This window comes from Lysinibacillus pakistanensis (assembly GCF_030123245.1).
Taxonomy (GTDB): domain Bacteria; phylum Bacillota; class Bacilli; order Bacillales_A; family Planococcaceae; genus Lysinibacillus; species Lysinibacillus pakistanensis.
Genome location: NZ_CP126101.1, coordinates 4,637,077 through 4,649,701, shown reverse-complemented (window position 1 = coordinate 4,649,701; position 12,625 = coordinate 4,637,077). Strand labels below are relative to the sequence as shown.

Below are 12,625 nucleotides of genomic sequence, written 5' to 3'. Positions count from 1 at the left end.
AGGATGATACGCTTCATGGAGGAAAAAGATATACCTGAGGTTTTAGACATCTACAACGATATTATTTTAACGAGTAAGGCTGTTTATCGTTACGAAACGCAATCGTTAGAGGAGAAATTGCAATGGTTTAAGGACCAACAGGCTTCTCATAATCCTCTCCTTGTCTTTGACGAGAATGGTGTAGTAGCAGGCTTTGCTACCTATAGTCAGTTCCGTTCCTATCCTGGTTATAAGCATACGATGGAGCATTCTGTGTATGTGCATAAGGATTATTATCAAAAGGGAATTGCTACTAAGCTAATGCATAAGCTTATTCGAATTGCAGAGGAGCAGGGTGTGAAAACACTTGTAGCAGGCATTGATGGTGAAAATATTGGTAGTATTAAAGCACATGAAAAATTAGGCTTTGAGTATGCAGGTACAATAAAGAATGCAGGCTATAAATTTGAACAATGGCTGGACCTGGTGTTTTATCAGCTTCATTTATCTGGACCTAAATAAAAGGATATGACATTTGTCATATCCTTTTTATGATGTTTGCGTCTGTTGCTAGTTTATGCTCATGTTTTATGATGAGGTCATAAAGAAAAAAAAGAAAAGAGGGAGCAAAACAATGGCAACAGATAAAGAAAAAACAAAAAAACTGCGCCAAGATGTAGCGCCATTTGCGAAATCAGATACTGCTAAAAGTATTTTTCAAATGATTAATACGATTGTACCGTTAATCGCACTATGGATTGCTGGATATATGGTTGTAGATGTTTCACCATGGTTAACAGCTGGATTAAGTGTTATCTCGGCTGGGTTTGTCGTAAGGGTATTTATAATTTTCCACGACTGTACACACGGTTCATTTTTTAAAAGTAAAAAAGCAAACGATTGGGTTGGCTTTTTTACAGGAGTATTAACGTCATTCCCATATGAAAAATGGAAACGTGAGCATACAATTCACCACGCAACTAGCTCGAACTTAGACAAGCGAGGTATCGGTGATATTGATATGATGACAGTAGAGGAATATTTACAGGCTTCTAAAGGTCAACGATTATGGTACCGTTTTTATCGTAATCCATTCGTTATGTTTGGATTAGGACCATTATATATGGTATTAGTATTAAATCGTTTTAATCGTAAGGATGCAAAACAGAAGGAACGTCTTAATACCCATGTAACAAATGTTGTGATAGCAGGACTTTGTGCAACGTTAATCTATACGATGGGCTGGCAAGCATTTTTACTAGTACAGGGTGTAACATTATTCGTAGCTGGATCTCTAGGCATTTGGTTATTCTATATTCAACATACGTATGAAGATTCATATTTTGAACATGATTCGGAATGGGATTATGTAAAGGCTGCCGTTGAAGGAAGCTCGTATTATAAATTACCAAAGCTATTACAATGGGTTACTGGGAACATTGGTTTTCACCACGTACATCATTTAGCTCCACGTGTACCGAACTATAATCTTGAAAAAGCGCATAATGAAACACCACCATTGCATACTGCAACAACGATTACATTGCGTACAAGCTTAGAATCATTGCGCTACAAATTATACGATGAAGATCAAGGGAAGTTTGTAACGTTTAAGGATGTCAATGAAATCATTAAACGAAAAGCAAAAGGCAGTATCGCTGCTTAGTAAAAAATTTTTTAGCCATCTCTTCTGAAGGGATGGCTGTTTTTACTTAAATAGTTATCTATATGAAGACAAGCTAAGGAAAGCCATGTACAGGCATAAAATTAATTTTCTTGTTATAATAAGGGAAAAGTAGGAAAGAGCGTGAGATTATGTTGAGGAAATGGCACAGTATTATTCCGAATAGTCCAATGCTCAGTATATATTTATGGATTATTTTTTGTTTCCTACCGTTTTTCTTTATTTTTAGAAAATCATCTTATTTAGAAATATCCATAGGGATTACTTTTTTAATGTTATATTTTATTTTCTATCGATTTTCTATGAATTCGAAAAACGGCCTTGTATATATGTGGATCAGCTTTGAAATGGTCATTAATATCGTGATGACAATACTGTATGGCTATGTGTATTTATCAATTTTCACAGCTTTCTTCATTGGTAATATTCGTAGACCAGTTGGCTTCTATATTATGTATGGATTACATATTGGCTTTACGGTTATTTCGACAGGTGTTGGTTTCTTTGTGGAGCTGCACTTATTTTTATCACAACTGCCGTTTGTTGTGTTAACAATTTTAGCGGTAGTACTTCTTCCGTTAACGATTTATTCAAAAAATAAACGTGAAAACTTGGAGGGGCAGCTAGAAACGGCTAATGAGCGAATTGCTGAGTTAATTGTTTTTGAGGAACGACAACGTATTGCACGGGATTTACATGATACACTAGGTCAAAAATTATCCATGATTGGCTTAAAAAGTGACTTAGCATCAAGACTAATTGAACGAGATCCACAACAGGCTTTAATAGAGATTAAGGACATTCGTCAAACAGCTAGTATTGCATTGAAAGAGGTTCGTGAATTAGTTTCTGATATGAGAACAACAAAATTTGAGGATGAGCTTATGCGCATTTCTCAGATATTGAAGGCTGCTGAAATGGAATTTATTTTTGAAGGAGATAAAGAAACATTACAAGTGCCCCCACTTGTAGAAAATGTTTTATCGATGTGTTTAAAAGAGGCTGTAAATAATGTCATCAAGCATAGTGGCGCTACCAAATGTGAAATTGCCTTTCATCAGAATTTTAAAGAGATATATTTAGTAGTTCGTGATAATGGACAAGGAATTACGAAAAAGCAAGCATGGAAGACAGGAAATGGCTTAAAGGGAATGCGTGAACGTTTAGAATTTATAAACGGCTCCTTTAAGATTGAAGGTGAGGAGGGCACCACATTAACGGTGTCGATTCCAGTGGCAATTACGCATCAGAAGGTCAAAGAAAACCTGAAGAACATATAGAAAAGAGGCTTGTAACATGATCCGAATTGTAATTGCTGAAGATCAGGGTATGCTATTAGGCGCACTTCGCTCTTTACTAAGTATGGAGGATGATATGGAAGTCGTAGGCTTAGCCAAAAATGGAGAGGAAGCATTGGCACTTGTAGCTGAGCATCAGCCTGATATTTGTATTATGGATATTGAGATGCCGGTGAAAACTGGACTTGACGCTGCAGAGGAAATGCATAACTCTGGATTTGATTGTAAAGTGATTATATTAACAACATTTGCAAGACCAGGTTATTTTGAGCGTGCTAGAAAGGCTAGTGTCCGGGGATATCTGCTAAAGGATAGCCCAATAGAGGAATTGGTCAGTGCCATCCGTACCATTATGGACGGTAAAAGAATTTATGCACCTGAACTAGTTGATTTTGTTTATGAGGATGATAGCGAAAATCCTTTAACTGACCGAGAGAGCCAAGTACTGACACTTGTTGCAGAAGGTAAGACTACCAAAGAGATTGCTGCAGAATTATTTTTATCGGCAGGGACTGTTCGTAATTACATCTCCACTATTTTAGAAAAATTAAATGTTGGGAATCGTATTGAAGCCATCGCCCGCTTTAAAGAAAAAGGATGGAATAAATAAGTAGCTTAAGAATGAATATCCTTATACCTATACAAGTATATGGGTTGAAAATAGACAAAAGGGCATTGAATTATTTAAATTCAGTGCCTTTTGTCATTACAAAAAATATATTAATATATTGTATATTTTGACTATTAATGATAAGATTTAGAAAAAATTAATCATTTTAACGGGGAGGATGGAAATAATTATGAGAAAAATTATGAAAGTTACTTCAACAGCGTTATTAGCAACAACATTTGTCGTTACTAGCGCATATCCTTCAGCCGTTTTTGCTGCAAGCAACGATATGGTTGATTCAGTAGTTGAGACGGAGACATCATTACAAAGTAATATGGATATAGCTGTTCAGGCGGCATTAGTCGGTCCTGAAATTAAAAAATTAAATGTACTAGGTCATGAATTTAATGTGAAACCAGCTTCTATTTCGAAAAAGAATAATTTAACAGTCGTAAATGGGCAAATATCTCATCACTTAAGCTGGCGTCCAGATGATCAGTTATACTACCGTATTGATATAGAAAATGGAGAAGTAAAGCAAGTAGAGCTTAAAATTGACCGTGGAGGTTGGACAAGTTTATCTGCTCCATTTCTTGCTACATTAGCACAAAAGAATGATATTCCGGTTACGCTCGAAATGATACAAGAACTTGGGCAAAAATTAGGTAGTTTTATTGATGGTAAATGGGAATATGCCGCTGAAGCAATTGTTTCAACTATTGCGTTACATATTGAATAATATAAAAAAATCAGTGAGGCTCTTTTTCATCCCCACTGATTATTTTTATGACACGTTTTTAAGAATTTCTAATAGTGCTTGAGAGATCAGAGTTTGAATATCACAACTAAAGCCAGAAGCTTATTCAATTAAGCTTCTGGCTTCTTTATGTGGGACCTTATTTTTTACGTTTTGTTAAACGTCCCAGAACAAATGCACCTGCTGCTACGGCAAGAACTGTATTTGTTTTTTTCGTAAATACTTGTTTTGTCACAAGATTAAGGTTTTGAGGACGCTCAGCTAAACGGCGCATAAAGTAGCCGTACCAATCCTCACCAAATGGTACATATACACAGAAATTATAGCCTTCATTAGCAAGCTCTTTTTGCATGTCTGTACGGAAGCCATAAAGCATTTGGAATTCAAATTTATCTAATGGAATATTATGATCAGCTACAAAGCGTTTTACATGTGCTATTACATTATGGTCATGTGTTGCAATGGACGTGAATTTGCCATGAAGTAAATGATATTCGATTAACTCAATGAAATTTAAATCAATATCTAATTTATCTTGGAAGGCAACCTCAACAGGCTCTTTATAAGCGCCTTTTACGATACGTAAACGGTAGTCCTTAAATTTCTCGATATCGTCTTTTGCACGGTAGAAGTATGATTGAATAACAGTACCCACATTATTAAAAGTTTTGGAAAGCTCCTCAACCATATCGAATGATGTCTGTAAGCGACCATAGTTTTCCATATCAAAGTTCACAAATATATCATAAGCCGCCGCTTTTTCTACAATCTCGTATAAATTATCGTAGCAAAAATCAACATCGATATCTAATCCTAATTGCGATGGTTTTAACGAAATATGGGCATCAACACCATTTTCGTGAATAGCTTCAATAACAGCGAGGATTTGTTCTTTTGCCTTTGTTGCTTCTTCTTCAGTTGAAACAAATTCTCCTAAATTATCCACTGTGCAAGAGATATTATGTGCGTTCAGCTCTTTGATGCTTGCAATTGTTTCCTCAATATTTGTACCAGCTACTACACTTTGTGCTCCTAATTTAAGGCCATATTTTTTTGCAGCACTATTTAATAGTTGGTTTTCAGATAAATGGATGAAAAAATCGCGTAATACCATGGTCATTCTCCTCACTGCTTTTCTTTTTAGTATAACATAATTTATAAAAGTTATATCGATTTCACCACAATCGTTATTTCATTTCAAGAATTTGCATGCGTTTGTTAAAAAGAGCAGGATAGCTTAAAAAGCCTATCATTATGCTTGATAATGTCGCTGTTGTGAGGAGAGCAAAAATAATTAAGAGTTGAAATTGGACTGCTTGTATAGGGTCTGCACCACCGATAATTTGACCACTCATCATGCCCGGCAGTTGAACGAGTCCGATGGTTTTTTGACTCTCAATTGTAGGAATCATACTTGCTTTAACAGCATTTATTAGCTGTCGATGAATAGCCTGTTTAGGCGTGCCACCAAGTGATAAAATTAATTCAATTTCGTCATGTCGATTGGTAATCTCTGCTGTAAAACGATTTAAAAATAGAATGGACAATACCATAGAATTACCAATGAGCATGCCGCTAATGGGAATAATATATTGTGCAGTTGCTGGAACAATATGAAAGCCGAGTAAAACGCCTTGTGTGACAGCTTCGATTACAACTAAAGTCAAAGCTATTTTCCACGTGATACCTTGAATACCCTCTCCTTTTTTGCGAGCATTTAATGTTGCCACTACGATCATTAATGCAACCATAAGGAAAATATAAAGAAAGCTTTGGGCATCAAAGACAAATTTTAAGATATAGCCTACTGCAAGCAGTTGAATAATTGAGCGTATTGTAGCAATAATTGTATCTTTTTCAAGTCCAAGCTTTAATGTTTTTGATAGTAGTAGTGGGATAAAAACAAAAATTAATGTCAGAGATAATGTTGTAAATGTCATACATTCGCCCCCTGTACAAATTCTGCTGCACGTGGATTTACAGGTGCTTTCAGTAGAGAGCTTTTTCCTGTTTCAATCAGTTCACCATCCATCATGACCCATGTGAAGTGCCCAATTGTTAATGCTTGCTGCAAATTATGTGTAATCCAGATCATTGTGACATTGTATTTTTTGTTAATGGTAGTAATGAGTGTCTCGATATCCTGGACAGATTGACGATCCAGTGCAGAGGTGATTTCATCTAATAATAAAATGGAGGACTGATTAATAAGTGTTCTCGCAATAGAGACTTTTTGTCGTTGTCCACCTGATAATCCATTTATAGAGCGCTGTAAAAAGCTTTGATCAAGTCCGACATCTTGTAAATATTGAATGGCTTCTTCTTTTGTAAGCTTTTTTCCTTGTAATGAACGAGGAAGTGCGAGATTTTCAAACACAGTCCCGTTGATCATAGGTGCTGCCTGAAGGGCGATGCCGACATGTCTTCTTAAAGCGGTGGGTTCATATGTAGAAATAGGTTGATTATCAATTAATATTTGACCATCTGTAGGTGATAATAAGCCATTGCATAATTTTAGTAGAGTTGTTTTGCCAGCACCAGACGGACCGACTAAAGTGGTAATTTTTCCTTTAGGGAATGACCCAGTAATCGATTTTAAGATGGTCTTGCCATTTGCTGAAAAGCTGACCTGCTGAAGGTGAATAGAAGGCTCGTATAACATATTCATGCGGTTGAAACTCCTTTATACTAATAGGTACAATAACTTTATCATGAAATGAATAAAGGCTACAGCTATTTTACCATTGTGTAGTCTGTGAAAATGGAAGGGGAATGGAAAATGAATGTATTATATGTAGATACATTAACATATGCACAAGGTAATATGTATATCGTAGCCTCAGATGAAGGTCTCGTATATATTGGAACACCAAATGCATCATTTGAAGAGGTAGAAGTATGGGCCAAAAAGCCATTTAAAGGCTTTCGCTTTGAAGAGAATAAAGCAAAATTACAGCCATATACTAAGCAATTTACGGCTTATTTTAATAAAGAGCTTAGAGAATTTGATTTGCCGATACATATCAAAGGGACTCCATTTCAGCTAGCAGTATGGGATGCACTGATGGAGCTACCATACGGTACAACGGCATCTTATTCTGATATTGCACACCGCATAGGTAATCCGAAGGCAGTAAGAGCGGTAGGTGGTGCAATAGGGGCTAATCCAATATTGGCGATTATTCCATGTCATCGTGTAATTGGAAAAAATGGTAAATTAACGGGTTTTCGGAGTGGATTGGCAATGAAAGAATTTTTACTTGAAATGGAGAGAGCTTGAAGAAATTGATTTCGATAAAGAATGCGTTGATAATAAAAAGTTTGCTCCAACAAAATCACATGTTTGAGCGTAAGACTTCAAGGAATGATCAGTAAATCCACACGTTTATTAATTCAGGAAAAGAATCTGCATGTCATCTATAGAAGCTATGCAGATTCTTATAATATCAAATATTAGACATGTTCCTCTTGAATATTGGTTTGCGTTTTTCCAAAATGTGTTAAACGATGGGCGAATGTTTCACCTTTAACGGCAGAGCCTTTGAAAAGATCCTGGTATTCATAGGCTGGTGTACCATGCTCAATAACATCCAAACCAGCGATTTCTTCCTCTGCAGAAACACGTAATGGTACAAATGCTTTAATAATAAATAAACCGATTGTTACAGAAATGCTAACCCAGGCAATGGTAGCGATAATCCCAATTGCTTGCACGCCTAGAAGGCTGATGCCGCCACCGTAGAATAACCCTTGACCATTCATATCAAACAGACCTACTGCGAGAGTCCCCCAAATACCACAGATTCCATGTACGGCAATGGCACCAACAGGGTCATCAACTTTCAATTTCCATTCGATGAAACGTACACCTTTTACAAGTAATGGAGCTGCAATTAAACCAATGATGATAGAACCCATAACACTAACATTAGCTGCACCAGCTGTAATGCCGACAAGTCCTGCCAAGGCACCGTTTAATGTAAGTGAGCCATCAATATGTCCATATCGAAACTTCGTATAAAAAGCAGTTGCGACAACTCCGGCAGCGGCTGCAAAGAATGTATTGGCAATAACGCTAGGCACTAGTTCAGGATCAGCTGCTAAGGTAGATGCTCCATTAAAGCCAAACCAACCGAACCAAAGTAAAAATACACCAAGAGAGCCCAAAGGAATACTGTGTCCTGTGATGACGTGAACACGACCGTTCTCATATTTACCAAGACGTGGTCCAATCATCGCCGCTGCTACAAATGCAGCTACAGCCCCTGTTAAGTGAACTACTGTTGAGCCTGCGAAATCAATAAATCCAAGATCTGTTAACCAGCCCTGACCACTCCACACCCAATGACCGACAACAGGGTAAACTACTAATGTCATGAGTATAATAACGCCGATATAAGCAAAAATATTTGTACGCTCAGCTACCGCACCAGATAAAATGGTTGCACCTGTAGCTGCAAACATTGTTTGGAAGATAAAGAAGGAAAGATCATCTACACCTTTTAAAGCAAAGCCACTTGTACCAAATAAACCTCCTGCAGTATCACCAAACATAATTGCGTATCCACATAAAAAGTAAATAATACCGCCTAGTGAAATCGTTAGAAAGTTTTTCATAATAATATTGACCGCGTTTTTAGAACGTGTAAAGCCAGCCTCAACCATTGCAAATCCAGCGTGCATAAAAAATACTAAAACTGTACCTAACATTACCCAAACTAAATTTACCGATAATAGAACCGCATCCATATATAATTCCCCCTTATTCTACGGCAATTGAGCCGACTTCTTTAGTACGGATTCGAATTGCCTGTTCTACTGGATAAATGAATATTTTACCGTCACCAACTTTGCCGGTTGCAGCATCTCGTAAAATTACTGCCACAATAGGATCAACTTTTTCATCATCAACAATCATTTCTAATTTCAACTTTGGTAAAAATTCAATTTCGTACGTGTTGCCACGGAATAAACCAGTGCGACCTAGCTGACGTCCACAGCCTGCAATTTCGGAAACACTTAGCCCTGCAATTCCTTCCTGTGCAAGTCCGTCCCTAACAGCGCCGAAAACTTCAGGACGAATAATTGCTTCGATTTTTTTCATTGAAACCAGCTCCTTGCGTTAATTTATTTTACATGTTAAAACGGCATTAAAAACAACGCAATTATTTTTTTGGTATAAATGTCATGTTATATTACACGTAATGTTTCGATTGCCGTAATATATTAAGTAAAATGTTTTTATAAGGGGAATGTAAGCGGTACTAAAATATGTGTCTAAAATGTGTCGAGTTCTAAATTTTCTGATTATTAATGTGAGGAAATCTAACATTGAAACAGAAGAATGTAAAACGCAAGAATTTGGGTATATAGTGTATACTAGGACTAATTATCAAAGCGGAAGAAGGGGTTATTTGTGAGTTCACACTATGCAGATGATAGCTTAGCACTGCACACAGACTTATACCAAATCAATATGGCAGAGTCGTATTGGGCGGATGGTATACATAATAGAAAAGCAGTTTTTGAATTATATTTCAGAAAATTACCATTTGGCAATGGATATGCCATTTTTGCTGGATTAGAAAGAATGCTTGATTATTTACGCAATTTTAGTTTCAGCGATTCAGATATAACCTATTTACGAGAAGAGGTAGGCTATAAAGAAGACTTTATTGATTATTTGAAAAATATCCGATTCACAGGAGATATGTACTCCATGGTGGAGGGGGAGCTTGTTTTCGCTAATGAACCAATCGTTCGCATTGAAGCACCGTTAGTAGAGGCACAGCTAATTGAAACAGCCCTTCTTAATATTGTGAATTACCAAACTTTAATTGCAACAAAGGCTAGTCGTATTAAGCAAATTATTAAAAATGAAGCAGCAATGGAATTTGGCACAAGACGTGCTCAGGAGATGGATGCAGCCATTTGGGGAACAAGGGCTGCGTTTATTGGTGGATTTGCTTCTACAAGTAATGTTCGTGCAGGGAAACTTTTTCATATACCAGTTTCAGGTACCCATGCACATGCACTTGTTCAAGCTTATAAAAATGATTACGATGCATTCCATGCATATGCAAAACGTCACCGAGATTGCGTGTTCCTTGTGGATACTTACAATACGTTAAAATCAGGTGTGCCGACAGCCATTAAAGTAGCTAAAGAACTTGGGGATAAAATTAATTTTATTGGCATTCGTTTAGATAGTGGTGATATAGCATTTTTGTCAAAAGAAGCTCGTCGTATGTTAGATGAAGCAGGTTTCCACAATGCCAAAATTATCGTATCCAATGATTTAGATGAATACACCATTTTAAACTTAAAGGCACAAGGTGCAAAAGTGGATGTATGGGGAATCGGTACAAAGCTTATTACAGCTTACGATCAACCTGCTTTAGGGGCTGTCTATAAAATGGTTGCCATCGAAAATGAAGAGGGTCAATTAGAAGATACAATAAAAATTTCTGCGAATGCTGAAAAAGTTTCGACACCTGGTCTTAAAAATGTTTATCGAATTATCGATCGAAAGAACGGTAAGGCAGAGGGAGATTATATTACGATGCAGGATGAAAACCCACAAGAAGAGGAACGAATAAAAATGTTCCACCCTGTTCATACCTTTGTTTCGAAATTTGTTACAAACTTCGAAGCAAAAAATTTACATGAACATGTAATTAAAAATGGAGCCATTCATTATCAAAATCCAACATTGGAAGAAATGCGCGATTATGCTGCGAATAATTTAGAATTGTTATGGGATGAATATAAGCGTGCCATGAATCCTGAGGAATACCCTGTCGATTTAAGCCAAAAATGTTGGGACAATAAAATGCGCAATATTGAAGAAGTGCGTGAAATGGTCAATCGATTATAAGTAAGGAGTGGACAATAAATGACTTTACAGCAGCAGATTATTCAGGAATTACGAGTGAACTCTACTATTGATGTGCAGGAGGAAATTCGTAAATCCATTGATTTTTTAAAGGAATATGCCCGCCGATATAGTTTTGTAAAAGGATTTGTTCTAGGAATATCTGGTGGACAGGATTCTACATTAACAGGGAAATTAGCGCAGCTTGCGGTTGATGAGTTAAATGGGGAATCAGAAGCAGCAACATATTCTTTTTATGCTATACGCTTACCATATGGTGTTCAGGCTGATGAAAAGGACTGTCAGGATGCTATCGATTATATTAAACCAACAAGAGCCTTAACCGTGAATATTAAAGGTGCTGTCGATGCAAGCGTTCAAGCATTAGCGGATGCAGGAATTCAGATAAGTGATTTTGTAAAGGGAAATGAAAAGGCACGTGAGCGAATGAAGGCACAATATGCGATTGCTGCTATGAATAATGCTGTCGTATTAGGAACGGACCACGCTGCTGAAGCAATAACGGGTTTTTACACAAAGTTTGGAGATGGGGGTGCGGATTTGATGCCTATCTTCCGCCTCAACAAACGTCAAGGTAGGCAATTATTAGCTGCACTTGATTGCCCAGAGCATTTATATTTAAAAACACCAACTGCTGATTTAGAGGAAAATCGCCCATCCCTACCAGATGAGCAAGCACTTGGTGTAACATATGATCAAATTGATGATTATTTAGAGGGAAAGACTATTCCTGAAGAAGCACGTATTACATTAGAAGGATACTATTTACGTTCTCAGCATAAACGCCATATGCCGATAACAATATTTGATGATTTTTGGAAGTGATCTTAAAGAAGAGTTTTATTTAAAGTAGGTTTAACTTTGAATAGAGCTCTTTTTTTATTTAAATTGATTCTGTGTTATTAAGCTTTCGCATAAAATGTCGATATATATACCTATAAAGTTGATAAAAAATAAGGGAGGGGTAATTATTTATGAGGACTTCTAGAGTAAGTGCAACGACTAATAGTACATTTCGTAACGAACAACAGTATCTTCATGCAGGGGATATAAGCCATAACTTTGGGCAAAATCCGAAGCAACAATTTAAAAATAGTATGCAAAAAAATAATGATAAGAAGCAAATGAATCGTACGAAACAAGATCATCAGCCACGTTCAAATAAAATAGAAGCTGGTTCTTTAGATCATGTATATAATTTACAAATACGAAATGAATTAAATGAAACGGCTGATAAATTAAATCGTCTTAGCAAGCAAAAGAAGCTTCTAAATAGTTACCGCTCTTCTATATAGACATGTATAAAAACTCTCTTCATGTAGATGGAGAGAGTTTTTGTATTACAAACGGAAAATGAACATCTTTTATTCAAAATACTTGAAATCAAAACGTTCAATGAATA

At 36.6% G+C, this 12,625-nt stretch carries 14 protein-coding genes; 9 read left to right on the top strand and 5 right to left on the bottom strand.

Annotated features, from left to right (window positions below; all coding sequences use genetic code 11):
* The first annotated feature begins 3 nt into the window (after positions 1-3).
* From QNH24_RS23165 to QNH24_RS23145, 5 genes are all read left to right on the top strand, one after another.
* Positions 4-501 (top strand): GNAT family N-acetyltransferase, encoded by a 498-nt coding sequence (locus tag QNH24_RS23165; RefSeq protein ID WP_283869738.1) that lies wholly within the window; start codon positions 4-6, stop codon positions 499-501.
* 112 nt (positions 502-613) lie between these two features.
* A complete protein-coding gene (gene desA, locus QNH24_RS23160; protein ID WP_283869737.1) occupies positions 614-1,645 on the top strand; it encodes a Delta(5) desaturase DesA in 1,032 nt (343 codons plus the stop codon).
* Between the two features lie 149 nt (positions 1,646-1,794).
* Positions 1,795-2,943, top strand: coding sequence for a sensor histidine kinase (locus QNH24_RS23155; protein WP_430674426.1), 1,149 nt, complete (start codon positions 1,795-1,797; stop codon positions 2,941-2,943).
* Positions 2,944-2,959: 16 nt separating this feature from the next.
* A complete protein-coding gene (locus tag QNH24_RS23150) occupies positions 2,960-3,571 on the top strand; it encodes a response regulator transcription factor (RefSeq protein WP_283869735.1) in 612 nt (203 codons plus the stop codon).
* A gap of 190 nt (positions 3,572-3,761) precedes the next feature.
* Positions 3,762-4,310: a methyltransferase gene (locus QNH24_RS23145; RefSeq protein WP_283869734.1), complete on the top strand. Its 549-nt coding sequence runs from the start codon at positions 3,762-3,764 to the stop codon at positions 4,308-4,310.
* 157 nt (positions 4,311-4,467) lie between these two features.
* Here the strand turns inward: QNH24_RS23145 and QNH24_RS23140 are convergent, their stop codons facing one another.
* The 3 genes from QNH24_RS23140 to QNH24_RS23130 all read right to left on the bottom strand — a co-directional run bounded on the left by QNH24_RS23140 (position 4,468) and on the right by QNH24_RS23130 (position 6,996).
* The gene (locus QNH24_RS23140) at positions 4,468-5,442 is read right to left on the bottom strand and encodes a proline dehydrogenase family protein (RefSeq protein ID WP_283869733.1); all 975 of its coding nucleotides are present in this window, start codon (positions 5,440-5,442) and stop codon (positions 4,468-4,470) included.
* 73 nt (positions 5,443-5,515) lie between these two features.
* Positions 5,516-6,268 carry an ABC transporter permease gene (locus tag QNH24_RS23135; RefSeq protein ID WP_283869732.1) on the bottom strand — a complete coding sequence of 251 codons (753 nt, stop codon included), beginning with the start codon at positions 6,266-6,268 and terminating at the stop codon, positions 5,516-5,518.
* Positions 6,265-6,996, bottom strand: a complete 732-nt coding sequence (locus tag QNH24_RS23130) for an ABC transporter ATP-binding protein (protein ID WP_283869731.1) — start codon at positions 6,994-6,996, stop codon at positions 6,265-6,267. The genes QNH24_RS23135 and QNH24_RS23130 overlap by 4 nt, the downstream gene beginning before the upstream one ends.
* A 111-nt stretch (positions 6,997-7,107) precedes the next feature.
* Between QNH24_RS23130 and QNH24_RS23125 the strand changes: the two genes are divergently transcribed.
* Positions 7,108-7,608, top strand: a complete 501-nt coding sequence (locus tag QNH24_RS23125; RefSeq protein ID WP_283869730.1) for a methylated-DNA--[protein]-cysteine S-methyltransferase — start codon at positions 7,108-7,110, stop codon at positions 7,606-7,608.
* A gap of 173 nt (positions 7,609-7,781) precedes the next feature.
* On the opposite strand, the gene QNH24_RS23120 is transcribed toward QNH24_RS23125, so the two are convergent.
* Complete coding sequence (locus QNH24_RS23120) at positions 7,782-9,077, bottom strand: ammonium transporter (protein ID WP_283869729.1); 1,296 nt, start codon at positions 9,075-9,077, stop codon at positions 7,782-7,784.
* Between the two features lie 13 nt (positions 9,078-9,090).
* Complete coding sequence (locus QNH24_RS23115) at positions 9,091-9,432, bottom strand: P-II family nitrogen regulator (RefSeq protein WP_054771906.1); 342 nt, start codon at positions 9,430-9,432, stop codon at positions 9,091-9,093.
* A gap of 312 nt (positions 9,433-9,744) precedes the next feature.
* On the opposite strand from QNH24_RS23115, the gene QNH24_RS23110 reads away from it, so the two are divergent.
* The 3 genes from QNH24_RS23110 to QNH24_RS23100 all read left to right on the top strand — a co-directional run bounded on the left by QNH24_RS23110 (position 9,745) and on the right by QNH24_RS23100 (position 12,518).
* Positions 9,745-11,205, top strand: coding sequence for a nicotinate phosphoribosyltransferase (locus QNH24_RS23110; RefSeq protein ID WP_283869728.1), 1,461 nt, complete (start codon positions 9,745-9,747; stop codon positions 11,203-11,205).
* A gap of 18 nt (positions 11,206-11,223) precedes the next feature.
* Positions 11,224-12,048 (top strand): NAD(+) synthase, encoded by an 825-nt coding sequence (gene nadE, locus QNH24_RS23105; protein ID WP_283869727.1) that lies wholly within the window; start codon positions 11,224-11,226, stop codon positions 12,046-12,048.
* A 149-nt stretch (positions 12,049-12,197) separates the two neighbouring features.
* The gene (locus QNH24_RS23100) at positions 12,198-12,518 is read left to right on the top strand and encodes a hypothetical protein (RefSeq protein ID WP_054772385.1); all 321 of its coding nucleotides are present in this window, start codon (positions 12,198-12,200) and stop codon (positions 12,516-12,518) included.
* Positions 12,519-12,625 lie beyond the last annotated feature (107 nt).

Excerpts from the sequence above, each read along its gene's own strand:
- QNH24_RS23135 (WP_283869732.1), bottom strand. The coding sequence starts at position 6,268 with ATGACATTTACAACATTATCTCTGACATTAATTTTTGTTTTTATCCCA.
- QNH24_RS23145 (WP_283869734.1), top strand. The coding sequence starts at position 3,762 with ATGAGAAAAATTATGAAAGTTACTTCAACAGCGTTATTAGCAACAACA.
- QNH24_RS23155 (WP_430674426.1), top strand. The coding sequence starts at position 1,795 with ATGTTGAGGAAATGGCACAGTATTATTCCGAATAGTCCAATGCTCAGT.
- QNH24_RS23120 (WP_283869729.1), bottom strand. The coding sequence starts at position 9,077 with ATGGATGCGGTTCTATTATCGGTAAATTTAGTTTGGGTAATGTTAGGT.
- QNH24_RS23125 (WP_283869730.1), top strand. The coding sequence starts at position 7,108 with ATGAATGTATTATATGTAGATACATTAACATATGCACAAGGTAATATG.
- QNH24_RS23130 (WP_283869731.1), bottom strand. The coding sequence starts at position 6,996 with ATGAATATGTTATACGAGCCTTCTATTCACCTTCAGCAGGTCAGCTTT.
- QNH24_RS23115 (WP_054771906.1), bottom strand. The coding sequence starts at position 9,432 with ATGAAAAAAATCGAAGCAATTATTCGTCCTGAAGTTTTCGGCGCTGTT.
- desA (WP_283869737.1), top strand. The coding sequence starts at position 614 with ATGGCAACAGATAAAGAAAAAACAAAAAAACTGCGCCAAGATGTAGCG.
- QNH24_RS23140 (WP_283869733.1), bottom strand. The coding sequence starts at position 5,442 with ATGGTATTACGCGATTTTTTCATCCATTTATCTGAAAACCAACTATTA.
- QNH24_RS23150 (WP_283869735.1), top strand. The coding sequence starts at position 2,960 with ATGATCCGAATTGTAATTGCTGAAGATCAGGGTATGCTATTAGGCGCA.
- QNH24_RS23165 (WP_283869738.1), top strand. The coding sequence starts at position 4 with ATGATACGCTTCATGGAGGAAAAAGATATACCTGAGGTTTTAGACATC.
- nadE (WP_283869727.1), top strand. The coding sequence starts at position 11,224 with ATGACTTTACAGCAGCAGATTATTCAGGAATTACGAGTGAACTCTACT.
- QNH24_RS23100 (WP_054772385.1), top strand. The coding sequence starts at position 12,198 with ATGAGGACTTCTAGAGTAAGTGCAACGACTAATAGTACATTTCGTAAC.